Below are 22908 nucleotides of genomic sequence, written 5' to 3'. Positions count from 1 at the left end.
CTGCCCGTCAATGTGGCGGAAGTTCGTGACGCCGGGTGCGCCGGCTGTAGTGGTGGGCAGGCTCGCTCTGCCCGGTCTGATGGGGTAGCCGATCGGGCAGTAGCCAACCGTGCACCGGGGAGGGAAGTGCGCGGCGGCATGGGATGGCGTCGGTGGGGGTAGCCCCTGTGGTGGCCGCGGGGTTCCGGGATTTTGGTCGCCGGTGCTCAGATGGCCGAGAGGTATGCCTTCCAGCCGCCCGTCGGCGCCTGTCCCACCCCGAGGCCGCGCAGCTTCCGCAGCACCTTTGGATCCTGGACGTCGAGCCAGTCCACGTACTGCCGGAAGGAGACCAGACGCACCTCTTTCCGCTTCTCGTCCGCCATGTGCTTGAAGGCCTCTTCGACGGCGTTCATATAGATGCCGCCGTTCCACTGCTCGAAGTGGTTGCCGATGAACAGTGGGGCGCGGTTGGTCTCGTATGCGCGCTGGAAGCCCGCGATCAGGGCCTCGCGCGCCTGCTGCTCCCAGGCCGGGTACTTGGACGGATCGCTCTGCATCGCGTTCTGCGACTGGTTGGCGAGCATGTTGTAGTCCATGGACAGGACTTCGAAGTCCCGGCCCGGGAAGGGTATCTGCTGGAGCGGAAAGTCCCATATGCCCTGTTTCTTGGTGGGCCAGATCTGGTGTCCGCCCGGCGCGCTCGCGTCATAGCGCCAGCCCAGCCGCTTGGCCGTCTGCAGCAGGTTGTCCTGGCCCAGCAGACAGGGCGTACGGCCGCCGATCAGCTCCTTCTCGTAGTTGAACGGCAGCGGGTCCAGGTCCGTGAAGCCGGTGTTCGTCCGCCACTTCGTGACGAAGGACACTGCCTGATCGATCTCCGACTGCCAGTCGGCCGGCGTCCAGTGGGCGACCGAGCCCGACCCGGCGCAGAAGTGACCGTTGAAGTGGGTGCCGATCTCGTGGCCCTCGAGCCAGGCGAGACGAACGTTCTCCAGGGTCATCCGGATGTGCTCGTCGGTGAGGTATCCGATGTCGGAGGCCCCGACGGGATTGTTCGGCGGCCGGTAGAGGCTCTTCTTCGACTCGGGCAGCAGATAAAGCCCGGAGAGGAAGAAGGTCATGGCCGCGCCGTGGTCCTTCGCGAGCTTGCGGAAGCGCGGAAAGAGTCCATTGCCGACATCGCCCGCACCGTCCCAGGAGAAGATCACGAACTGCGGCGGCCTCTGGCCGGGTTCGAGCCGCTCGGGCTTCGGCTGGCCGGGCTGCTCACCGGTATCGGCGGTGGAACCGTCACCGATCAGCCGGGGGCGACTCTGCCTGCCCCCACCACCGCTTCCCGCGCCCCAGCCGCCCGTACCGGCCGCCGATCCCGAACCCATTCCGCAGCCCGCGGCCCCGAGCACAGCCGCCGCACCCAGCCCCAAGCCCAGAAAGCCTCGACGATTGATGGAGTGGCCGGGCGACAGGGCGAGAGCTGCTGGCGTTGATTGCGGGCCTGGGTGGGTGCTGGCAGTGGAAGGCATGCGCGTCTCCCCGTTTGCGTAGCTGGTCTTTGGTACGCCTCAGACCCTGCCGACATGCGTTGACGCATCACTAACCGTTCCCTAACGGTTCACTGTTGCGCCCTGGGAGCACTCCAGAGGGAGGTCACAAGAGGGTCGGTCGAGTGCCGCCCGCAGTGGCGGGGCCGATGGGTCTATGCCGGCTCAGGCAGCCGGTTGAGGCGGTCGCGGTGGGCGGGGGTCAGGCGGAGGTGCGCCGCGGCGAGGTTCTCCTCCAGGTGGTCGATCCGGGCGGTGCCCGGGATCGGGAGGATGACCGGCGAGTGTTCGAGGAGCCACGCGAGCGAGACCTGCGTGGGCGTGGCGGCGAGCTCGGCGGCCACGGCGGCGATCTCGGCCCTCGCGCTTGACGCCCCTGCCGCGACGGGCCGCCACGGCAGGAACGCGATCCCCGCTGCCTCGCAGGCCGCGAGCACGGGCTCGTGCTCGCGGTCGAGCAGGTTGTAGCGGTTCTGCACACTCGCGACGTCGATGATCTCCCGTGCCCGCTCGAGTTCGGTGACGGTGACCTCGGACAGCCCGATCCGGCCGACCTTGCCCGCGGTCTGGAGTTCCCGCAGCGCGCCGAGCTGATCGGCGAGAGGGGTGTCCGGGTCGATGCGGTGCAACTGGAGCAGCTCGATCCGTTCGACGCGAAGCCTGCGGAGAGCTTGTTCGACCTGAGCGCGCAGGACGGTCGGGCGGCCGTCCAGCCTCCACTCTCCTGAGGAGACCGATCGCGCGACGCCGACCTTGGTGGTGATGAGCAGCCCGTCCGGGTAGGGGTGCAGGGCTTCGGCGAGGAGTTCTTCATTGGCTCCTCCGCCGTACAAGTAGGCGGTGTCGATCAGCGTGACGCCCAGCTCGACAGCCCGTCGGGCGACCGCGCGGGAGGCCTCGCGGTCGGCGGCAGGCTCGGTCGGCAGGTGCATGGCTCCGAACCCGAGCCGCCGTACGCCCAGATCCTCGCTGATACGGAACGTGTTCGATGTCATCTGCTGTCTTCGCCCCCTCGCTCAAGCGGGCGCGGTGCTGGCACCCAGGTCTGACATCACCCGACCCACCATGAGCCGGCGGCGCCGGACGCATCGGCCCGGTGCGGCTGTTGCACGTTCTGGGATCTGGCCGGGGCCATAGGTGCGGATCACCACGTTCGTGCGGGTGCTCGGGACCACAGTGTTCCTCCTCAGGTGGGTGCCGATGGCGTGGCAGAGCCGGGGGGCGTTCGGCCAACGGCTAACCCTGCATCGGGCTTCAGGCGCGGGTCGACCGGCTCGGCGCGCTGACCGCCACCCTCGCCGGGATCGGCGCCCCACTGCATACCTGGTACGGCGTACCGGCCTTCACCGACCTGGCTGGCGAAGGCGAACAGCCGCCGATCGCCCGGGAGTTGGAGAAGATGCTCGCCTCCGAGGAGCGAGCGGGGCCGCACCGACCCCTACCGCCGTCGTCGCCCTGCTGCATCTGTACGGCGTACACGACTGAGCCGCCCGGCCGGGAACCCGCCCGGAAGAATTTCAGTCGCGCCGGCCAGCCTTGATCGGGCAACCTGCCGTGCATCGCGTCCTGCCATCCGCCGGCAGCGTGCCCGCAAGCCCCCTGGAGAGACCGACGTGCCTGCCGCCGAGGCCGCCCCGCCCACAGCCGCCGCGTTATCGAGCGCGGCGCAGCAGCCCTCCGCCCGCGAGACCTGGCGTGCTTTGTACGCCTCTTTCCGGCCGCATCGCGCGGCGGTCGCCCTGGGCGCGCTCTTCGCGCTGATCGGGGCGGCGACCGCGCTCGCCCAACCCCTCGCCGCCAAGGCGCTGGTCGACCGGCTCGGCAGCGATGAGCCGATCGCCTCCGTTCTGCTGGTGCTCACCGCGCTCGTCCTGTTCGGCACGGCCATCGAGTCGGTCGGCCAGTACATCCTGGAGCGGACATCGGAGTCCGTGGTGCTCGCGGCCCGCCGCAGGCTGATCGGACGGCTGCTGCGGCTGCGCGTCCCCGAGCTCGAGCGCACTCAGCCGGGCGATCTGATCTCGAGGGTCACCTCGGACACCACCCTGCTCGATCAGGTCAGCACCCAGGCCGTGGTGTCGGCCCTGACCGGCGGGCTCACCCTCGTCGCGACGATCGTGATGATGGGGCTGATGGACCCGGTGCTGCTGGGCGTGACCATCGGCGTGTTCGTGCTGATCGGCGCCTCCGTGAGCTGGGTGATGCCCCGGATCTCGAAGGCCACGAAGCAGGCCCAGGAGGCGGTCGGCGCGGTCGCCACCGCCCTGGAGCGAAGCCTGGGCGCGTTCCGCACCGTCAAGGCGTCGGGTGCCGAGCGGCGGGAGATCGCCGAGGTCGAGGCCGCGGCGCGGGAGGCCTGGCGGCACGGGGTGCGGTCGGCGAAATGGGAGTCGATCGCCTGGACTTCCACCGGGCTCTCGGTGCAGGTGTCCTTCCTGGCGGTGCTGGGCGTCGGCGGCGCCCGGGTGGCCTCCGGGGCGATCCCGGTCTCCACCCTCATCGCGTTTCTGCTCTTCCTCTTCTATCTCATCGAACCGGTCTCCGACCTGGTCGGGGCGGCGTCCCAGTACCAGGTGGGTTCGGCGGCCATCGCGCGGATATCCGAGGCCGAGCGGCTCGACGTCGAGCCGGATCACGGGGTGCCGGGGCGACCGGACGGCCCACCCGCATCTGTCGCCTTCGAGGAGGTCACGTTCCGCTACCGGGACGACCTGCCTCCGGTCCACCACGGCGTCAGCTTCTCCATACCCGCTGGTGGCATGACGGCCTTCGTCGGCCCCTCCGGCGCGGGCAAGAGCACGGTCTTCGGCCTGATCGAGCGGTTCTACGACGCGACGGGCGGCCGGATCCTCGTCGACGGCGAGGACATCCGAGACTGGCCGCTCGACCGGCTCCGCGCCGCGATCGGATACGTCGAGCAGGACGCGCCCGTGCTCGCGGGGACGCTCCGCCAGAACCTGGTCTTCGCCGCCCCGGACGCCACGGACGAGGAGATCCACGACGTCCTCGTACGGACCCGGCTGGCCGCGCTCGTCGACCGGCTGCCCCACGGCCTGGAGACGCCGGTCGGCCACCGCGGAAGCAAGCTGTCCGGTGGCGAGCGACAGCGGGTGGCCATCGCCCGCGCGCTGCTGCGGCGCCCCCGGCTGCTCCTGCTGGACGAAGCGACCTCGCAGCTGGACGCGGCCAACGAGCTGGCGCTGCGCGATGCCGTGACGGAAGCCGCGCGGGACACCACGGTGCTGGTGGTCGCCCACCGGCTGTCGACCGTGACGCTCGCGGACCGGATCGTGGTGATGGAGGCCGGGAGGGTGCGCGCCGTGGGGACGCACCCGGAGCTGGTGGCCTCCGACCCGCTCTACGGCGAGCTGGCAGCGACGCAGCTCCTCGCCGCCGCCGGCTGACCGCCCAGTGCTACCGCGCCGGGAAAGCGGCGACAGAGAGCGGGCAGACAGCGTCATGCCCCTCAGTCACCATCCTGGCGACCGTCATGGTGCTGGCCGGAGCGTTCGCCCTCGGAGCCTGGGCCGTGCAGCGCGCCAGCGGCAACAGGACGGCCAGAGCAACACTGGAAGTACCCGCACCAAGAAGTGATCCACATGGCCGCGCTCACCCCCACCGAGTACGACCGCCTCGCCGCCGCGACGGCGTTCACCCGCGCCCTACTGGCCGACGACGACGAGGGGGCCAAGGTGATCCTCGAATCGAGCAGCGAAGGCGACCTCTGCGACGGGCTGTGCTCCCTCGCTCAGATCCTCACGCAGTTCGGCATGGACATGGATCTGAAGACCGACGTCGGCCCAAGGCTTCGTGAGGCCCTGGGCAGCGAGGACGCTGTCTACCGCGCCATCACCGACATGGTGGTCAATGGTCGGACGGACGACCTGCACACGGCCGCACTGTTCGACCGGGTCCTCGCGGAGTGCACGTTCGAGCGGGACGCCGACAAGGAGCTGTCGAGCACCCTCGAAGTGATCTCCCGGCACGTCGAGTGGTGACCAGCAGCACAAGGCCCCGGACGCCCACCACGAGGACGGCGGCCCGGGGTGGTGTGGGGCCTGCCCCGCCATGCGCCGCCGCGCGCACAGTGAGGCAGGGGTCTCATTTCCTGCGGATGACCATCGCGAATGACGTGCGCAGGCGACGGAATCCCGCGTGGCCGGTCCGGCCGGTGTGCTGCATGCACGCCATGTCCACCGGCTCCGAGTCATCGGCAGGCGTCGCAGCCCAGTCGCACCACAAGCACTCGGCTTCGTAGGTCACGTCCGTGTCGGGGTGCTCCTTGATCGTGTGCTCAACGAACGCATAGACGCTCACGACGGCCACCCCGCGTGCCCTCGAGGATGCCGCGCAATTTCCACGCTGCAATCTGAGGCGAGAGACCAATTCCGGGCCGCCCCCGCCTCGGCCCGCTGCCTGTCAAGGGCGGCGCACACGTCGCATCCGTCGACCGGCTTCGGAGCCTCGGGGGGTAGGCCGACGTGCACAGGGGGAGCCATGGTCGTCGAGGGATCGCTCATAACAAGGACGCTAGGAACCAACGCCCGTCCGTATCAACGAACTTGCAGCGACTTGCACACCAGTTTCTCTCTGGGCACCCTTGACCGTGTGTCCCGACTCTGCGGTGATAGTCATGCAAACATGAGCAAGTCCCCAGCCATGGGAGGCAGATGTGGGACTACGTTTTGTGGGCATCGACCCTGACACCGACCGTGACCACTGCCCCACGGTGTGGGTCGACGAGGGCGCCGGGGAGCTTGTGTTCCAAGGGTGGAAAGCAGATGCGCAGTTGCAGGCGGCCTGCCAGTCGACCAGCCCGGCGAACGGACCGATCCCATCGCACGAAGCAGTCGTCCGGCTCCCCGTGCGCATGGTGCCACTGATCAGGGAGGCATGTGATGCCGTCGAGCGCTCCGAGCTTCGGTGACCTGCTGGCCGCGTGCGAACGCTCGGCGGTCCACCTGGAGATGCGCGACTCGTACGCCAGTAACGAGCGCTTCGACGCGTGGAAGCGAGGGCACCGCATCGACTGGGACGACCGTCCGTCGTGGTGGCACTCATTCAACTCGCTGATCACTGACGCTGTGTCCCGCAGCGTAGAAATCCGACGGGCCCGCATCGTCTCCGAGCCGGTGAGCGAGTACATCCGCTGGGAGCACTACGTGACTCACGCCAACGTCGCGTCGGGCGAACAGGTGCGGTGGCTGCCCCGGCGACGGGCGACAGATCTCGCGCTGCCCGGCAACGACTTCTGGTGCTTCGACGACCGGCTCCTGCGCGTTCACCACTTCGCAGGCGATGGCGCTGTGGTGGAGGACGAGCTCGTCGATGACCCGGCCGTGGTGAAGCTCTGCGTCTCCGCCTTCGAAGCCGTGTGGGAACGGGCCATCCCCCACGAGGAATACCGAGTCTGACAGCCAATCACTGGATCGCCGGCTCATGCCCACGTCTCCCTCGTCCAGCGCCCAGGCGGCACGCGAAGCGGTCGCAGTACGCCTGCGAGAGATCCGTCTGGACGCCGGGATCACGGGGCGTGAACTGGCGGCCCGGTGCGGGTGGAGCGAGTCAAAGTCGTCGAGGATCGAGAACGCTCGCACGCCACCGTCGGATAACGACATCCGAGCATGGTGCACCGCCTGCGGGAGCGAGAGCAACGCAGCCGACCTGATCGCAGCGAATCGCCAGGCCGACTCCATGTATGTCCAGTGGAAGCGGCTCCAGCGCACCGGGCTGCGCAGACTCCAGCAGTCCAGTACGCCGCTGTACGAGGAAACCGAGGTCTTCCGGGTCTACTGCTCCAACGTGGTGCCCGGGTTCATGCAGACACCTGGCTACGCACACGCACTGCTGTCGTCCATCGCGGCCTTCCGCGGCACCCCGGACGACGTCGCCGAGGCTGTGGCCGCCCGGATGGACCGCTCCCGCATCGTCCACAGCGGCAAGCACCGCTTCGCTCTCCTGGTCGAGGAGACGGTGCTCCGGTACCGGATCGGTGACGCCGAAGTGATGGCTGCGCAGCTCGGCCACCTGCTGGCGACCATGGCCCTCCCCTCGGTCAGTCTCGGCGTCATTCCGTTCACCGCCCAGCGCCGCATGTGGGCCCTTGAGACGTTCACGATCTTCGATGACCGGCGCGTGCACGCGGAGCTGCTGTCAGCGGCTGTGACCGTCACCGCACCGGGCGAGATCGCCGAGTACGAGAAGGCGTTCGCGGAGCTGTCAGAGCTGGCCGTCTACGGAGCGGCGGCGCGGGCACTGATCACCTCGGCGATCGAAGCCCTAGAGTGATCATTATGGCGATGCAGGCCGTCAGGCCTCCACAGCCACCTGCGGCTCCTCGTCCCGGAGCCGCCTGCTGTCGGACCACGCGGCCCAGAGCGCGGCGTAGCGCCCGCCCGCGGCCACCAACTCCTCGTGCGTACCGGTCTCGACGGCCCGGCCCTGGTCGAGGACGACGACGCGGTCCGCGGTGGCGGCCTGGGGCAGCCGGTGGGCCACCGTCAGGCCCGTACGCCCTTCCAGCGCCTGGAGGGCGGCCGTCTCCAGGACGCGGGCGCCCGCGCTGCCGGCGTCGGCGGTGGCCTCGTCCAGGATCGCGATCGGCGGGTCGGCAAGGACGAGGCGGGCCAGGGCCAGATGCTGGGCCTGGGTCACTGTGAGCCGGTGCCCGCCCTCGCCGACCACGGTGGCGAGCCCGTCGGGCAGCGACTCCACCCAGTCCAGGGCCCCCACCCGGGCCAGTGCGGTACGCAGTTCCTCGTCGGTGGCCTCCGGCCGGGCCAGCCGCAGGTCGTCGGCCAACGGCCCGGCGAAGACGTGGACCTCCTGGCTGATCAGCGTCACCGCCCGCCGGATACCGGCGGGGCCGAGTTCTCGGGTGTCGACACCGCCGAGGACGATCGAGCCGCTGGACGGCTGATGGACGCCGGCGATCAGCTTCGCCAGGGTGGTCTTCCCCGCCCCGCTCGCACCGACCAGGGCAACCCGCTCCCCGCTGTGTACCTCCAGATCGACCTCGTGCAGCACCGGGTGCCCGGCGACGTACGCGTGGCTGAGCGCGGAGACCTTGACCGAGCCGTCCATCGGTACGGCCTGTCCGTCGGGCTCCTGCTCGATGGGCAGGTTCGACACGCCGACGAGGCGGGCGAGGCTCGCGCCGGCGGACTGTGCATCGTCGATCAGAAAGAGCGCGGCGTTGATGGGGTTGAACAGGCTGTGGAAGTAGAGCGCTGCCGCGGTCGCCGTGCCAATGCTCACGGAACCGTTGTCGACCAGCACGAATCCGGTGATCAGGACCGCCGCCAGGCCGACGAACTCGGCGAGGTTGAGCCGCGAGAAGAATCCCGAGATGAGTCGAATGCCGCGCAGCGCGAGTTCGACGGCTGCCTGCGACCGCTGCTCCAGCAGCTCCGCGTGCCTGCCGTTCAGCCGGAACGCCCGCACGGTCCGGACACCGCCGACGCTGTCGAGGAGCTGGTGCTGCAGGGCACCGGCCGCCACTCGGTGCGCTGCGTACACCCGGGTGGCGCGGGGGATGTACCACCGCACGGTAAGGACGTGGATCGGTACGGCCAGCAGCACGGCGAGCAGGAAGCGCCAGTCCAGCACGGCGAGCCCGACCAGCGTCAGCGCGATGGTGAGGAGGGCGCCGCTGAACTCGGGCAGTGCCTGGCGTACCGCCTTCGCTATGAGGGTCACATCGCCGGTCACCCGGGAGGTCAGGTCGCCCGAGCCGGCCTGTTCGACGCGTTCGAGGGGCAGCCGCAGCGCCCGCGCGATGAACCGCTCGCGCAGGCTCGCCAGGACGGTCTCGCCGAGCCGGGCGACGAGGGACTTGCCGATCGCGGTCGCGACCCCCCGGGCCACCGCCACCGCGAGGAGGAGGATCATCGGCACCGTCAGCGAGCCGGGACCGCGCTGCTCGACGACCAGGTCCACGATGCGTCCGAGCAGCGGGGCGGTCAGCAGGCCGATTCCCGTTCCGATGACCAGGACGGTCACTGCGGAGACCGCCAGCAGTCGGTGACGGCGCAGCAACGCGCCGACGACGGCGAGGGTCTGGGCGCCGGTGGCGGTGGGCAGGAGCTCGCGATCGGGCGTGCTGCTTTCGCTCATCGTCCGTCCTTCGTCGTTCGCGCCTTCGTCGTTCGCGCCTGCGCCGTGAGCACCTTTGCCATGCGCGCCACAGTCGTTCACGGCCTTGTCGTTCAAAGCCGTCATGCCAGCACCACCGAGCGGTACGCCTCGTCGGTGGCGACGAGGTCCGGATGGCGGCCTTCCACGGCCACGCCGCCGTCGTCGAGCACCACCACACGGTCGGTCACGGCGAGCAGAGCGGGGCTGGTGGTGACCAGGATCGTGGTGCGGTCACGGCGCAGTTCCCGCAGGCGGGCGGCGATCCGCGACTCGGTGACGGTGTCGACGGCGGTGGTCGGATCGTGTACGACCAGCACCGGGGGATCGGCGGCGAGCGCCCGGGCCAGCGCGACGCGCTGACGCTGTCCGCCGGAGAGCGACCGTCCGCGTTCGGTGAGCATGGTGTTCCCGCCCTGGGGCAGGGAGCGTGCGACATCGTCCGCCGCCGAGGCCGTCAGCGCCGGTTCGACGTCCGCTGTGTCGCTGTCCGTTCCGGACCGTACGTTGTCCAGAAGGCTGCTCTCGAACAGGTCCGCGTCGTGGTGGGCGACCAGGATCGCGCGGCGGACGCCGTCGGGGTCCTGCTCGGACAGCGACACGCCGTCGAGTTCGATCTCGCCTTCGTCGGGGTCGAGTTCGCGGCCCAGACAGAGCAGCAGGTCGGTCGCCACGGCCGGGTCCTTGGCGACGACGCCGACCAGACATTCCGGGCCGATGTCGAGGTCGACCCCGCGCAGCGCGCCGTGTGTGACGCCACGCAGCCGGAGCCTGCCGGTGACCGGATTGGGCAGCGTGGCCGATCCGGCCGTCACGGCGGGGGGCGACGCCAGCACCTCGGCGATCCGGTCGGCCGAGGCACGGCCCTGGGCGAACTCGCCGCTGACGTAGGTGAGGAGCTGGAACGGCCCCAGCAGGAACTGGGCGAGGCCGACAGCTGCCACCAGGTCGCCGATGCTGATCGCGCCACGCATCGCGAGATGCGCGCCGACCAGGCCGATGACGGCGATGAAGATCCCGGTCAGGGCGAGAATCGCGCCATCGTGCCAGGCCCGGCTGCGGGCGGCACGCAGCGCCGCCGCCAGCGAGTCCTGGCTGGTCCGCCGGTACCGTGACACCGCAGCCGGTTCTGCGCCGATCCCCTTCAGGACGCGTAGGCCCGCGACGAGGTCGGCGGCGACGCCGGAGGCGTGGGCGGCGCGCTCCTGTTCGACCTCGCTGCGTCGTTCGAGCGGTCGGCTGATCCGGTGGCCGAGCCACAGCAGGGGCGGTACGCCGAGCAGGACGAGCAGACCGAGCGGTACCGAGGTCCGGAGCAGCGCCACCGCGCTGATGGCCAGTCCGGCGATCGCCGACATCCCGTACGGCAGGGCGGCCGCGACCGCGCCCACCCGGGCGGCATCGCCGGTGGCGATGGCGGTGAGCGCGCCGGGAAGCCGGCCGGCGTCGGCTCCGCCCCGCGGGTCGAGCACCCTGGTGCCGAGATCGAGCCGGATACGGTGCGCGGCTCGTTCGCCCGCTCCGTCGGTGATCCTGGCGGCGGTCCGGTAGCACGTGGACAGGACGAAGAAGAGCACGGCGAGTACCAGCAGCCAGCGCAGCAGGGCACCGGAGGAACCGGTCGCCACCGCCTCGTCGATGATCAGGCCGATGACGACGGGTACCATCGCCTCGCATCCCTGATGCGCCATGCCGAGGAGCGATGCCCCGGCAATATGACGACGTTGGCCCCCGATCGCCCTCCGGAGGACAACGCCCCCCGTCGGTCCTCCAGCGAGCATTCGGTACCTCCGCAGAGACCGTCGTAAGTTAGGTAAGGCTACTCTAATAGACCGACCGTGAGCTCTCGGACGGCGGCTCAGGACATGGCTGCGGTGTCCAGGAAGGTACGGGCTCAACGCGCGGTCTGCGGTGGCGATTTGTGATGCAGCGCTTGCCATGCGCTGAGCGAGTCAGCTGTGGTGCGCGGCGGAGCGCCGAGCGTTGACCCTGTATGCGGTACTCGGTTAGGCTTGCCTAAGTTAACCTGTTGTTCGCGCGGGGCCGCGACGTGTCGCCAGGGGGGAAGGTCCTTGTTGTCGGTCGAGTCGCAGGTGACACCCGAGAACGGTGTAGGCGGCTCAGGGACGCCGTCGGCGCGCCGAGCGGCAGCGGCAGCACTGCGCAGTCTGGGACTGGTCGCTGCGATCGCCGCATTGGTCGTGATCGCCTTGCTCAGTGTGTGGGTGGGCACCAGGGATATCCCGTTCACCTCGACCTGGAGCGTGCTGTGGCACAACGACGGGTCGGATGCCGCGGTCATCATCCACGCGTACCGGATACCCCGGACGCTGCTCGGTCTCTTGGTGGGCATGGCACTTGGCCTGTCCGGCGCCCTGATGCAGGCGTTGACCCGCAATCCGCTCGCCGACCCCGGCCTGCTCGGGGTGAGCCTGGGCGCCTCGACAGGTGTGGTCGTGGCTATCGGGTTCCTGGGGGTGGGGACGGCCCTCGGCTACGTGTGGTTCGCCTTCCTCGGCGCGGCGGCTGCGTCGGTGGTGGTCTACCTGCTTGGCGCGTCCGGACGGACGCTGGCGACCCCCGACCGGCTGGTCGTGGCGGGGGCAGCCGTGACGGCGGTGCTGTACGCCTTCAACTATGCGGTGCTGCTGCTCAATCCGCGGGCGTTCGACCAGTTCCGGTTCTGGACGGTGGGCGCGCTCGCCGGAAGGAACCTCGACATCGCCTACGTCATCCTGCCGTTCGTCGTCGTGGGCCTGCTGATCGCCCTCGGACTCGCCCCGTCGCTCAACGCGCTGGCCATGGGCGACCAGCTGGGACGCGCCCTGGGGGTGAACGTCGACCGCACCCGGGTGCTGGGCGCCGTCGCGGTGATGCTGCTGTGCGGTGCCGCCACCGCCGCGGCCGGACCGATCGGATTCGTGGGCCTCGTGGTGCCGCACGTGGCCCGGTTCGTGGTGGGCCCCGACCAGCGGTGGGTGCTGGCGTACTCCACGCTGCTCGCGCCAATCCTGCTGATCGGTGCAGACGTCCTCGGCCGGGTGCTCGGTGCCCCGGGGGAGGTCCAAGTCGGCATCGTCACCGCGTTTCTCGGTGCACCGCTGTTCATCGCGCTGTGCCGCCGCCGAAAGCTGGTCATGCTGTGAATGCTGTAAAGGCTGTAAAGGAGGCCGGAGCCTCCGCGACCATGGACGCCGCGGACCCCCGTGTGGTCAGCGGTCTGGTCATCCGTACCCGGCGAGGACGTCTGTCCCTGCGGCTCCAGGGCCGTGCCGTGGCCGTGACGACGACACTGCTGGCCGTGCTCACGGTGGTCATGGGAATCACCCTGACGACCGGGGACTTCGAGCTGTCCGTCGCCGAAGTGCTCCAGGCACTGTTCGGCGACGCATCGGGAGCCGCGGACTTCATCGTCAACACGCTGCGCATGCCGCGCCTTACGACCGCGCTGTGCGTCGGAGCGGCCCTGGCGGTCAGCGGGGCGATCCTGCAGAGCCTGACCCGCAACGCGCTCGGCAGCCCCGACATCATCGGCTTCACCAACGGGTCGGCGACCGGAGCATTGGTCGTCATCGTCATGCTGCACGGAAGCATGACCCAGATCGCGCTCGGGGCACTGATCGGCGGGCTCGCCACAGCCGCCGCCGTCTACCTCCTCGTCCTCGGCCGCGGCCTGCAGGGGTTCCGGCTCATCGTCATCGGTATCGGGGTGAGCGCCCTGCTGCTCGCCCTCAACTCGTACCTGATCACCCGGGCGAGCTGGCAGGAGGCGCTGGAAGCCCAGGCCTGGCTGATCGGCAGCCTGGGCAACCGGGGCTGGGACCACGCAGCCGCGGTCGGCATCGCCGTCGCGATCCTGCTTCCGCTCGCCTTCCTCCTCGCCCGCAGACTCTCCATGGTGGAGATGGGCGACGACACGGCGATGGCACTCGGCGTCGACGTAGCCCGCAGCCGTACCGCCCTGCTCGTCATCAGCGTCGCACTGGTCTCCTTCGCCACCGCCGTGACCGGCCCCATCTGGTTCATCGCACTGGCGGCGCCTCAACTCGCCCGGAGGCTGACCCGGTCGTCCGGCCCCGCACTGGTGCCGGCCGCGCTCATGGGCGCCGTCCTGCTGGCCGGGAGCGACCTCGCGGTGCAGCGCGTGTTCTCCCCCGTCCTCCTCCCGGTGGGTACGGCGACCGGCACCATCGGCGGGCTGTATCTCATCTGGCTGCTGGTCACAGAGTCGCGAAAGAGCCGCGCATGACAGGAACGAACCTCCCGACGGCCCGACTGCAGGCCGAGGACCTGACGCTGTCCTACGACCAGCGGATCGTGGCCACCTCCCTCGGGGTCGTCATCCCCGACCGGTCGTTCACGGTGATCGTCGGCCCGAACGCGTGCGGGAAGTCGACCCTGCTCAAGGCGTTGGCCCGGATGCTCAGGCCGAGGGTGGGAGAGGTCTATCTGGACGGGGCCGCCATCTCGTCCTACCGGTCCCGCGAGGTCGCCCGCAGACTGGGATTGCTCCCGCAGTCGTCGACCGCGCCCAGCGGGATCACGGTGGGGGACCTGGTGGCCCGCGGCCGGTATCCGCACCAGCGGTTGCTGCGGCAGTGGTCCGCCGAGGACGAGGCCGCCGTGACGGAGGCGATGCGGCTGACCGGGGTGCTCGAGCTCGCCGACCGGCCCGTCGACGACCTCTCCGGTGGCCAACGGCAGCGCGTATGGCTGTCCATGGTGCTGGCGCAGCAGACGTCCATCCTGCTGCTGGACGAGCCGACCACATACCTGGACATCGCGCACCAGGTCGAGGTGCTGGATCTGTGTGCCGACCTTCATGAGCAGAAGGGGCATACCATCGTCGCGGTGCTGCATGATCTCAACCAGGCCTGCCGCTACGCCACGCATCTCGTGGTGATGAGGGCCGGCGGCGAGATCGCCGCAGAAGGCGATCCGGCGACGGTCATGACCGGTGAGCTGGTCGAGGACGTGTTCGGCCTTCCGTGCCGGATCATCGACGATCCGGAGACCGGCACCCCGCTGGTCGTGCCCACCGCCCGTAAGCGCCACGCCGGGGCCGGCGCCGGATCCGTGGCCGTAGCGGAGACGCCTTAGTCGACGCGGCGGGCGCGCCCAACAGTGGGCGCGCCCTGGGCATCGGCCCAAGCGGCCGCGGACGGGTCCTACTCGGGGACTGCGCGGATCAGGCGAGTCTCGCCAGGCCGCAGCGTCGCGCTGTAGGACTTGTCGACGACTCCGACGTTGCGTCCGGACCAGAGGTCGGTGACGTTGGCGCGGTCGCTGGTGATGCCGACGGCGGTCCAGGTGGTGGACACGGTCTGGTCGCCGCTGGTCCCTGTGTTGAACAGGGCGACGATGTAGTCGCCGTTACGTTCGCGTTTGCTCCACACCTGCTGCACGCCGCCGGGGCCGTTGTAGATCCGCTTGGCGGCGACGCCGTCCTGGTTGACGGCGATCAGCCGCGGGTTCTTCAGGATGGTCAGGTCGACGGGGTCGAGGTTGGTGAGGTCGCTGCCCAGCAGCAGCGGCGCGGCGGCCATCGCCCACAGTGTGTAGTGCGAGCGGCGTTGGTCGGTCGTGATGCCATCGTTGGCGCCGTTGCCGATCTGGATGGAGTCCAGGTCGTTCCAGCCGCCGGGCCCGGCGTGCGGCTGCCAGGTGGCCGCGGAGCCGAACCGGCTGGAGACCTTGGCCCAGCTGGTCAGCGGGTACGAGGGGCCGCCGCTGCCACCGCCGCCAGGCGGGCAGTAGCACTCGATGTCGCCCTGCGTGCGCCAGCTGTTGGCGTACTTCTTGTACAGGGCGGCGCCGCTGATGTTCAGGTTGTTGGACAGCGCGTAGTTGATCGGCCGGCCGGTGTTCTTGAGCGCGGTGGCCCACGCCTTGATGTCGTCCGGGGTGTCGACGGTGACGCCGTCGATCTTGAGGTAGTCCACGCCCCACGAGGCGTACAGCCTGGCCCACGAGTCGACGAAGGCCTGCGCGCCCGGCTTGCTGTAGTCGATGTAGTACATGTTCTTGCAGTTGTAGTTCTTGTGGTACCGGGTCGTGTCGGCGATGTCCCGGGCCCGGTAGTTGGTGCCCTCGATGCGGGTGTTCTGCAGCACCGCGTTCTTCGGGATGCCAGGGGTCACGTAGAGGCCGAACTTCTGGCCGTTGGCGTGCACCTTGTCGGCGACCGGCTTGATGCCGCCAGGGAACTTGGCGGTGTCGACCGCCCATCGGCCGAACTCGTCGACCATGAAGCCGTTGCCGTCGCACTTCTGGAAGAAGTCGTCCACATTGACGTAGATGTACCCGCGGTCGGTGAGGCCGCTGCTCTTCATCGCGTTCGCCTGCGCCACGATCGTGGCTGCAGTCGGGTTGCGCCGCACGAAACTCCAGCTGCTCCAACCCATCGCGGGCGTGATCGACAGTCCGTTGTCGGCGGCGCGCGCGACAGATGGGCCCCCGATGTTCACCAGGCTCACGGTGGCGGTCATCACCACCACACACACCATCGACAACAGCACGTGCCATGTCTTCAAACGCGAGGCTCGATGCATGGATCCTCCCGGATCTGTAGCGGAAGTCGCGTCCTGCCGGGGCCCTGACGGTGCGTCGGTACACATGTTGGTATAGACCATCCAGACCGAGTGAAGCAAGAGTCATCGGACCAATGAGTGCGAAAATGTTCGCGGTAGCGTTTGAGGGCTGCGCCACTTGATCGCTCGTCCCATCAATGGAAACCGCAATGATCCGAGGTCTGCTCTGCCAGGATCGCGAAACCAACGAGTTGTTCGGTCAGCGCGACGCCACCGCCATCGACCGCTACTGAGCCGGCCGAATGAGACGCGGCCTAGAGGCTTAGGCCCGGTCGTACGTGGTGAGGCGGACGAGCCGTTTGTAGCAGCAGAGGGCTGCGGCAAGTCCGAGAAGGCGAGGTAGTTGCGGGGATTGCGCTCGTAGCGGGGGCTGAGTCGGCGGTAGCCGGACAGCCACGACATCGTCCGCTCGATCACCCACCTACGACGTCCTAATCATTCGCTGGACTCGATGCCCCTTCGGGCGATCCGGACGCCGATCCGCTTGCCACGCAGCCATTTCCGCAGGTCCGGGCGGTCATACGCCTTGTCTGCATGCAGACGCTCGGGCTTGAAATGGCGGCCGCGATCCGGGTCGTGTCTCGTTTGGTGACCCGCGACCATGGGCTTCAACCCTTCGCTGTCGTGGGTGTTGGCGGCCGAGACGCCCACGACCAGGGGCAGGCCGTTCGCGTCCGACAGGACCTGCATCTTGGAACCCGGCTTGCCCCGGTCCACGGGACTCGGACCTGTGCGTTCGCCCCCTTTTTCGCCCGGACGTGGGCGGAGTCGAGAACGAGGCGGGAGACATCGATCAGACCGGCGTCATCCAGCCGGTGCAGGACTGCCTCGTGCAGCCGGCCCCAGACTGCGGCTCTGGACCAGATCAGAAAGCGGCGGTGGGCGGTCGACTTCGAGACACCGAAGCAGGGCGGCAGGGCCCGCGACGTCAACCCGGATGGTCTGCGGTCCCGCAAGCGAGCCCGTCCGGCCGCCCCGCCGACCACACGGCCAGACCAGCTGCCACAGGCCGCCTAACTATTCGTCGGCGTCCGGGCCGTCCTTCTCGCCGAACCGCTTCCTCCAGCGCAGGAAACTCGATGTTCTGCCACATCACCCCGGCTTCGATCTGGCCCAGGTCCAGCCCGGTCTCCTCGACCAGTTCCTCCTCGCTGAACCCGTCCGGATGCTCCTGCAGCACCCGAGCAATCTTCCCCGCCCACAGCTCGGCGTCCACGAACGGCCGGCTGTAGTGCTCGCCGCACAGGGGGAAACAGCCCATCACGGCCCGGGGCGGGCAGGGAACCGGACCTGCTCGCCCGCACCGCACGGATCGGGCGCGCCCGCACAGACCGGCCCAGGCCCGGACGCGCCCCACCCCCGCAATGTGACGTGGACAGAGTCCTCGCCACCGGCGAGGCGTTCAGCCGCCCGTCACGCCACCCCACACCTAACGGCGTCGTTGATCCGAACAGCCGACGTATCTGACGCATCACAGCTGCGTGAGCCACATTCTTTGCATGTTCGCTTCAGAAACAGGGGTCTGAGCGGCGGCTGCGGAGGTAGCTCAGCCGCGTGCCTGCGGGGGCGCACTCCCACCACCTCACCCCTGTGGAGCAGGAGATCAAGCTCCCCTCGCCAGACCGGCCAATAGGCCCAGCAGCCGACTGCCAGACCACCGCCGGGCCGGAGGCCGCCGGGCGGCCGTACCAGTCGGCGGCCTCCGGCCCAGTGTTCCATCGCCGAGGAGACGGCATAGGCGCCTCTCGCGCGATGGTTCGCACCGTTGCTCACGTGCTGAGCAGACGGTTGAAGAAGGAACGGTAGCGCCGGAGCGCGACACGCAGATCCTCGGTAGCGACCTCCTCTCCCCGCTGCCACTGTTCTTCCAGCCCCTGCTTGTGCTCGGCGAAGGACGTGGCCAGTGTCTGCATCACGTCCGCGACCAAGGCGTCCGCCGCATGAACCGCTTCCCTTGGATCGTCGACGAACCCGCTCTGAATCTCCTGCCACCTCGAGTGGAACTCGTCCGCCTCCCTACCCAGGAGCGGCCCGGTCTCCTCGGCGGGTTCCTCCGCCTTGGGTGGCACGGCAGCCTCGGCGGTACCGCCCTCCGCCTGCTCCACAGCGGGCGCCGCTTCCGGCGCGGCCCCTACCGGTTCTTCGGCCGTGGCTTCGCCGGGCATCAGGGGTACGTCGTCCGGGCGCGCTGCAGTTTCATCCCGGCTGGCTTCCTGAGGATGGGCAATATCCTCGGTGGACAGTGCTTCATCGCGCGCAGGTATGCCTTCGCGCTGCATGTCTTTCATCTCCCTTCCATCCGTCCCGCGGCGACCCGACTGCTCATCCCCCGTGGTGGCAGGACAGACTGCCTCACTACTGACAGTGAGCACGGAGAGCAGTCTCAGACTCGCCGCTCAGGACGTTGGCTCGAGCAGTTCGTCGAAGAGCGCGCGATAGTGCACCATCGCGCCCCGCAACTCCTCGGTAGTTGCCTCCCGTCGACTGCTTCTCAGCGTGACCTCGTGCGCAGTCCGATAGTGCTCCAGCGTGCTTGCGTGCTCGACGGAGAGATCTTTGATCTGCTGCTCGAACCCCTCGGTCGGATATCCGCGCTCGCTCATGAGTGCGGTCACCAATCGATCCGCTTCGTCCACGGCTGCCTGCGGCCTGTCGACAAACGTCTCCTGCACTCGGTTCCAGTCCTCGGCATATCGGTTCCGGACGGTGCTGGGCAGTGGCTTGATCTCTAGAGCGTCGTGGCGCTCCTCACGCTTCTGCAACTCGCGCTCCGCCGCGAGGCGGCTGTCCTCGGCCTCGACCGTGCGCTCGTACTCCGGCCCGAACCGCTCCTCCAGGTGTCGGCGGCGGAGATAGACCCGCAGGGCCACGGCGAGGATGACCAGCACGACTACAGAGGGAATGATGATGGCAATGAGGGTCCCGGCTGACATTGGGTCCTCCCTTGATATGCCCACCGAATCTCCAGATAGGGAAGACCGAAACTCAGCAGTTTAGAAGTCGGTGGCGCGTCGGGCGTAGAGGCGACACCAGAGGACCAATCCAGCACCTTCCTGTTGATTACCGAAGGGCGGGTATACGGATGGAAGGCAGTAAGCGGTGTAGGGCGGCGGATTCCGGCAACTCGACCGGAGATTCTCAGCACAGGAGACCACATGTTCCAGGCCATTGCCGATGTGCTCCGCGCCATCGGCAACACCATCGCTTCGGTCGTCAGTCTGCCGTTCCGCGCACTTGCTCGCTTGTTCGGCGGCGCCTCCCGACGACGCGTCTGACAACAGACCGGCGCTGAATGCCGCCGACACCGCGGAGTCGGCGGCCTCGGCCCAGCTCTGCGATATCCAGCCAGTGCTCGATCGAATAGGCCGGGCGAGGATGAACGGCCAACAGCGGCCGACGCACGGGTCGGGTTCCATCCCCGGGTTTGCGGCGGCGCGGATCGGAGTAGTGAGCCATGGCGCAACACAACGCAGACGACAACGGCGACGCGTCCCACGCCGTGCCGAGTCGGCAGCCGCCAGCAAAGAAGCCGACAGACCTGACCAAACAATCGTGGTGGGGAGTGCTCAAGCGCACCGTCAAGGAGTTCAAGGGCGACAACCTCACCGACTTGGCGGCCGCCCTGACCTACTACGGGGTGTTGTCGATCTTCCCCGCCCTGCTGGCACTTGTGTCGATCCTGGGACTGCTGGGCGCTTCCAGCATCAGGCCGTTGACCGACAATCTGGGCAGCCTGGCCCCAGGAGCCGCCCGAGACATCCTCAATAACATCCTGGAGCAGTTGGAGAAGAGCCAGGGTCGAGCAGGCATCGCGTTGATCATCGGCATCGCGGTCGCCCTGTGGTCGGCTTCCGGATATATCGCGGGGTTCATGCGGGCCTCGAACGCGGTCTATGACATCGGCGAAGGCCGGCCCGTGTGGGTGACCCTGCCCACCCGGCTCGGCATCACCCTCGTCGTGGTGGTGCTGCTGGCCGCCCTCGCGATCGGCGTGGTGTTCACCGGCGCCCTCGCCGAGAGGACAGGACAGATCCTGGGCCTGGGCGACACAGCCATCACCGTGTGGAACATCGCCAAATGGCCCGTCATGATCCTGCTGTTCATGCTGATCATTGCGCTGCTGTACTGGGCGTCCCCGAACGTCAAACGCCCCTTCCGCTGGGTTACCCCCGGCAGCATCCTGGCCGTGATGATCTGGCTCATCGCCTCCGCCCTCTTCGCGCTGTACGTGGCAACCTTCAGCAGCTACGACAAGACCTACGGCAGCATGGCTGCCATCATCATCTTCCTCATCTGGCTGTGGATCTCCAACATCGCCATCCTGCTCGGCCTGGAATTCAACGCCGAACTTTCACGCGGCCGCGCCATCGAAACCGGCCACCCACCCGGCGAAGAGCCCTACGTCGAGCCCCGCGACACCCGCAAACTCTGATCAAGCGCCCAACCCGGCCCGCGTGCCCGCCGACCTGCTGGTCTGGTCCCAGGACCAGGCCCGCGCCGCCAAAGGGCCTGCCCCCGCCTGATCGGCCGGTCACAAGCCGTCCTGTACAGCTTCGTCCGAGGGTGGCCTGCTGACTCAGCTCCTGACCTTGCCGCTGGCGCCGGTGCGCGGAGTCCGCTGGGTGGTGAGACAGATCGTGACCAGGGCGAGGAAGGCGGCGACCGCCAGTGTCCACCAGCTGGCGCCGACGAGTACGAAGGCGTCCAGCCGCCGGCATAGAGGGCAGCCACGGACGTGATCCGGGCCGCCGGACCGGTACGAGGAGGTCGGAGCTGGGTCGGTGGCATGCCCGACGCGGCGGGGGTGGACTGCGATGGTGGTTTCGACGAGTTTCGTCCCGCTTCCCCTGGTCACCCGCCGTGACTGAAGGGGCTCGGGCGACTGGAGGCAAGGGCATGACGAAGTTCGGTTACTTCCTAGCTTGCGAAGAGTTCGGTCCCGCTGACCTGCTGGAGCAGGCGCGTATGGCCGAGCAAGCAGGTTTCGAAGCATTGTGGATCTCCGACCACTATCACCCCTGGAACGACGCCCAGGGCCACAGCCCGTTCGTCTGGTCGGTCATCGGCGGCCTTTCACAGGTGGTGTCGCTTCCGGTGGAGACGGCCGTGACCTGCCCGAGCCTGCGCACCCACCCCGCGGTTGTGGCCCAGGCCGCCGCCACCTCGGCAGCCATGCTCGATGGACGGTTCCGGCTGGGAGTCGGCACGGGCGAGGCGCTGAACGAGCATATTTTCGGCGATGCCTGGCCCAGCGCCACGGTCCGGCTGGAGATGCTGGAGGAGGCCGTGGCCATCATCCGCAGGCTCTTCACCGGCGAGGAAGTCAGCCACCGGGGTCAGCACTACACCGTGGAGAACGCCCGGCTCTACACACGCCCCGATCAGCCTGTTCCGATCGATGTCTCAGGCTTCGGCCCGGCTGCCACCGCGCTCGCCGGCCGCATCGGCGACGGGTACATCACGATGAGGCCGGACGAGGATCTGATTACCCAGTTCCGCGGGAGCGGCGGCAACCAGAAAGCGGTGCAGGGCGGCCTCAAGGTGTGCTGGGGTCCCGACCGTCAAGAAGCAGTGAGTACGGCGCGGCGGCTGTGGCCGAACATGCTCCTTCCCGGCGAACTCGGCCAAGTCCTGCCGACGCCCCGCCACTTTGAGCAAGCCTGCGAGCTGATCACGGAGGACATGGTCGCCGATACCGTGACCTGCGGCGACGATGCTGGCCAGCACATCGAGGCCCTGCGCACATATGTCGATGCAGGCTTCGACACCGTCTACGTGACCCAGATCGGTCCGGAGCAGCGCGGGTTCTTCGACTTCTACCGCGCCAAAGTGCTGCCCCAGCTGGCCGACTCGTAGCCGTCCCCATGCCCTCAGGCCTACTGCTGGGGCCGGTGCCCATGGGGTTCACGCGCGGACGCGCCGCGAGCCAGGCAAGCCTAGAGTGCGGAGTAGCGGTGGGCAGCGGCGCCCCCTCCTGACGATATCCCTGGTGCGACACGAGCCACCGACGGCGTCCTCGCGCGCCGCGAATGGGCCAGAAGGCGCCGACGGGCGGGCGTCAGGGCTAACCCTCCGTGATTACGCAGCCACCGTGAGATTCAGACTCGCGAGGTGCTGATCAATGCTCGGGGCCGACAGTCGATGTCCCCCCTTTCGCCGGGTCACGCCGAAGGGAGCCCGCATCACCAGCAGTGACGACGTCGGCTCCGCACGCAGGCGCCAAGAGAGATGCTCCGGGTGCTCGGGAATGAACCACGCAGAGTGCGTGTTGTAATGCTTGGTCATAGTTTTTGTGTGTTTGTGTTTTCCAGCACGCTCGCAAGGAACGATGTTGCGGGCGCGCCGCTTGCCTTCAGGGATCTGGAGGAGCCGCGTCGTGAACCGGCCCGGGGCCACCGCATGGTGCGGGCCCTGTACCAGCCCCTGTAAGGAGCAATAGATGACTCAGGGAACCGTGAAGTGGTTCAACGCGGAGAAGGGCTTCGGCTTCATCTCCCAGACCGAAGGACCTGACGTCTTCGTGCACTACTCCGAGATCGATGGCCACGGCTTCCGTAGCCTCGAGGAGAACCAGCGCGTGGAGTTCGAGGTCGCCCAGGGCCCCAAGGGCCCGCAGGCCACGAGCGTCCGGGCAGTCTGACCCACGGCAGGTTACGCCTGCT

General features: G+C 68.5%; 22 protein-coding genes and 2 pseudogenes. 14 read left to right on the top strand and 10 right to left on the bottom strand.

Annotated features, from left to right (window positions below; genetic code table 11):
• Positions 1–206: 206 nt before the first annotated feature.
• Entirely contained in the window at positions 207–1505 is a 1299-nt protein-coding gene (locus ACTWQI_RS03400) for a hypothetical protein (protein ID WP_443267270.1), read from the bottom strand.
• A 173-nt stretch (positions 1506–1678) separates the two neighbouring features.
• Positions 1679–2518, bottom strand: coding sequence for an aldo/keto reductase (locus tag ACTWQI_RS03395; RefSeq protein ID WP_443267268.1), 840 nt, complete (start codon positions 2516–2518; stop codon positions 1679–1681).
• Between the two features lie 251 nt (positions 2519–2769).
• Here ACTWQI_RS03395 and ACTWQI_RS03390 point away from each other — a divergent pair.
• From ACTWQI_RS03390 to ACTWQI_RS03380, 3 genes and pseudogenes are all read left to right on the top strand, one after another.
• Positions 2770–3008 (top strand): annotated as a pseudogene (locus ACTWQI_RS03390) (SAM-dependent methyltransferase); the annotation flags it as partial.
• Positions 3009–3136: 128 nt separating this feature from the next.
• Entirely contained in the window at positions 3137–4927 is a 1791-nt protein-coding gene (locus ACTWQI_RS03385) for an ABC transporter ATP-binding protein (RefSeq protein ID WP_443267266.1), read from the top strand.
• Between the two features lie 195 nt (positions 4928–5122).
• Positions 5123–5521 carry a hypothetical protein gene (locus ACTWQI_RS03380; RefSeq protein WP_443267264.1) on the top strand — a complete coding sequence of 133 codons (399 nt, stop codon included), beginning with the start codon at positions 5123–5125 and terminating at the stop codon, positions 5519–5521.
• A 103-nt stretch (positions 5522–5624) separates the two neighbouring features.
• Here the strand turns inward: ACTWQI_RS03380 and ACTWQI_RS03375 are convergent, their stop codons facing one another.
• A complete protein-coding gene (locus ACTWQI_RS03375) occupies positions 5625–5840 on the bottom strand; it encodes a DUF7848 domain-containing protein (RefSeq protein WP_443267263.1) in 216 nt (71 codons plus the stop codon).
• 355 nt (positions 5841–6195) lie between these two features.
• Between ACTWQI_RS03375 and ACTWQI_RS03370 the strand changes: the two genes are divergently transcribed.
• Genes ACTWQI_RS03370 through ACTWQI_RS03360 form a run of 3 tightly spaced genes read left to right on the top strand, consistent with a single transcriptional unit; the run spans position 6196 to position 7811 of the window.
• On the top strand, positions 6196–6450 hold the full coding sequence (locus tag ACTWQI_RS03370; RefSeq protein WP_443267261.1) for a hypothetical protein: 255 nt from the start codon (positions 6196–6198) through the stop codon (positions 6448–6450).
• Positions 6422–6937, top strand: a complete 516-nt coding sequence (locus ACTWQI_RS03365) for a DUF6879 family protein (RefSeq protein ID WP_443267259.1) — start codon at positions 6422–6424, stop codon at positions 6935–6937. Before ACTWQI_RS03370 ends, ACTWQI_RS03365 begins: the two co-directional genes overlap by 29 nt.
• Before the next feature lie 25 nt (positions 6938–6962).
• Positions 6963–7811, top strand: coding sequence for a helix-turn-helix domain-containing protein (locus tag ACTWQI_RS03360; protein ID WP_443267258.1), 849 nt, complete (start codon positions 6963–6965; stop codon positions 7809–7811).
• Between the two features lie 21 nt (positions 7812–7832).
• Here ACTWQI_RS03360 and ACTWQI_RS03355 read toward each other — a convergent pair whose 3' ends face one another.
• Together ACTWQI_RS03355 and ACTWQI_RS03350 are read right to left on the bottom strand one after the other, a co-directional pair.
• Positions 7833–9638 (bottom strand): ABC transporter ATP-binding protein, encoded by a 1806-nt coding sequence (locus ACTWQI_RS03355; RefSeq protein ID WP_443267256.1) that lies wholly within the window; start codon positions 9636–9638, stop codon positions 7833–7835.
• Between the two features lie 101 nt (positions 9639–9739).
• Positions 9740–11437, bottom strand: coding sequence for an ABC transporter ATP-binding protein (locus ACTWQI_RS03350; protein WP_443267254.1), 1698 nt, complete (start codon positions 11435–11437; stop codon positions 9740–9742).
• A gap of 294 nt (positions 11438–11731) precedes the next feature.
• Here ACTWQI_RS03350 and ACTWQI_RS03345 point away from each other — a divergent pair, with 294 nt between their 5' ends.
• Genes ACTWQI_RS03345 through ACTWQI_RS03335 form a run of 3 tightly spaced genes read left to right on the top strand, consistent with a single transcriptional unit; the run spans position 11732 to position 14756 of the window.
• Positions 11732–12802, top strand: coding sequence for a FecCD family ABC transporter permease (locus tag ACTWQI_RS03345; protein WP_443267252.1), 1071 nt, complete (start codon positions 11732–11734; stop codon positions 12800–12802).
• Positions 12803–12843: 41 nt separating this feature from the next.
• Positions 12844–13905 (top strand): FecCD family ABC transporter permease, encoded by a 1062-nt coding sequence (locus ACTWQI_RS03340; RefSeq protein WP_443267251.1) that lies wholly within the window; start codon positions 12844–12846, stop codon positions 13903–13905.
• On the top strand, positions 13902–14756 hold the full coding sequence (locus ACTWQI_RS03335) for an ABC transporter ATP-binding protein (protein ID WP_443267250.1): 855 nt from the start codon (positions 13902–13904) through the stop codon (positions 14754–14756). Before ACTWQI_RS03340 ends, ACTWQI_RS03335 begins: the two co-directional genes overlap by 4 nt.
• A gap of 68 nt (positions 14757–14824) precedes the next feature.
• Here the strand turns inward: ACTWQI_RS03335 and ACTWQI_RS03330 are convergent, their stop codons facing one another.
• The 5 genes and pseudogenes from ACTWQI_RS03330 to ACTWQI_RS03310 all read right to left on the bottom strand — a co-directional run bounded on the left by ACTWQI_RS03330 (position 14825) and on the right by ACTWQI_RS03310 (position 19179).
• A complete protein-coding gene (locus ACTWQI_RS03330) occupies positions 14825–16189 on the bottom strand; it encodes a glycoside hydrolase family 27 protein (protein ID WP_443267248.1) in 1365 nt (454 codons plus the stop codon).
• 319 nt (positions 16190–16508) lie between these two features.
• A pseudogene (locus tag ACTWQI_RS03325) lies at positions 16509–17184 on the bottom strand (IS5 family transposase); the annotation flags it as partial.
• Positions 17175–17507: a hypothetical protein gene (locus tag ACTWQI_RS03320; protein ID WP_443267246.1), complete on the bottom strand. Its 333-nt coding sequence runs from the start codon at positions 17505–17507 to the stop codon at positions 17175–17177. The gene ACTWQI_RS03320 and the pseudogene ACTWQI_RS03325, both read right to left, overlap by 10 nt.
• A gap of 508 nt (positions 17508–18015) precedes the next feature.
• Positions 18016–18534: a hypothetical protein gene (locus ACTWQI_RS03315; protein WP_443267245.1), complete on the bottom strand. Its 519-nt coding sequence runs from the start codon at positions 18532–18534 to the stop codon at positions 18016–18018.
• Between the two features lie 108 nt (positions 18535–18642).
• Positions 18643–19179, bottom strand: a complete 537-nt coding sequence (locus tag ACTWQI_RS03310; protein WP_443267244.1) for a hypothetical protein — start codon at positions 19177–19179, stop codon at positions 18643–18645.
• A 222-nt stretch (positions 19180–19401) separates the two neighbouring features.
• Here ACTWQI_RS03310 and ACTWQI_RS03305 point away from each other — a divergent pair, with 222 nt between their 5' ends.
• The 5 genes from ACTWQI_RS03305 to ACTWQI_RS03285 all read left to right on the top strand — a co-directional run bounded on the left by ACTWQI_RS03305 (position 19402) and on the right by ACTWQI_RS03285 (position 22886).
• The gene (locus tag ACTWQI_RS03305) at positions 19402–19521 is read left to right on the top strand and encodes an LPFR motif small protein (protein ID WP_443267243.1); all 120 of its coding nucleotides are present in this window, start codon (positions 19402–19404) and stop codon (positions 19519–19521) included.
• Positions 19522–19700: 179 nt separating this feature from the next.
• Positions 19701–20678, top strand: coding sequence for a YihY/virulence factor BrkB family protein (locus ACTWQI_RS03300; protein ID WP_443267241.1), 978 nt, complete (start codon positions 19701–19703; stop codon positions 20676–20678).
• Between the two features lie 172 nt (positions 20679–20850).
• Positions 20851–20985 (top strand): hypothetical protein, encoded by a 135-nt coding sequence (locus ACTWQI_RS03295; protein ID WP_443267899.1) that lies wholly within the window; start codon positions 20851–20853, stop codon positions 20983–20985.
• Positions 20986–21142: 157 nt separating this feature from the next.
• Positions 21143–22102 (top strand): LLM class F420-dependent oxidoreductase, encoded by a 960-nt coding sequence (locus ACTWQI_RS03290; RefSeq protein WP_443267239.1) that lies wholly within the window; start codon positions 21143–21145, stop codon positions 22100–22102.
• A gap of 583 nt (positions 22103–22685) precedes the next feature.
• Entirely contained in the window at positions 22686–22886 is a 201-nt protein-coding gene (locus tag ACTWQI_RS03285; protein WP_443267238.1) for a cold-shock protein, read from the top strand.
• Positions 22887–22908: the final 22 nt, after the last annotated feature.

Source organism: Streptomyces sp. KR80, from assembly GCF_052245555.1.
GTDB lineage: Bacteria > Actinomycetota > Actinomycetes > Streptomycetales > Streptomycetaceae > Streptomyces.
Note: the sequence above shows the minus strand (reverse complement) of the source record. Positions and strands in the feature narration are given on the sequence as shown.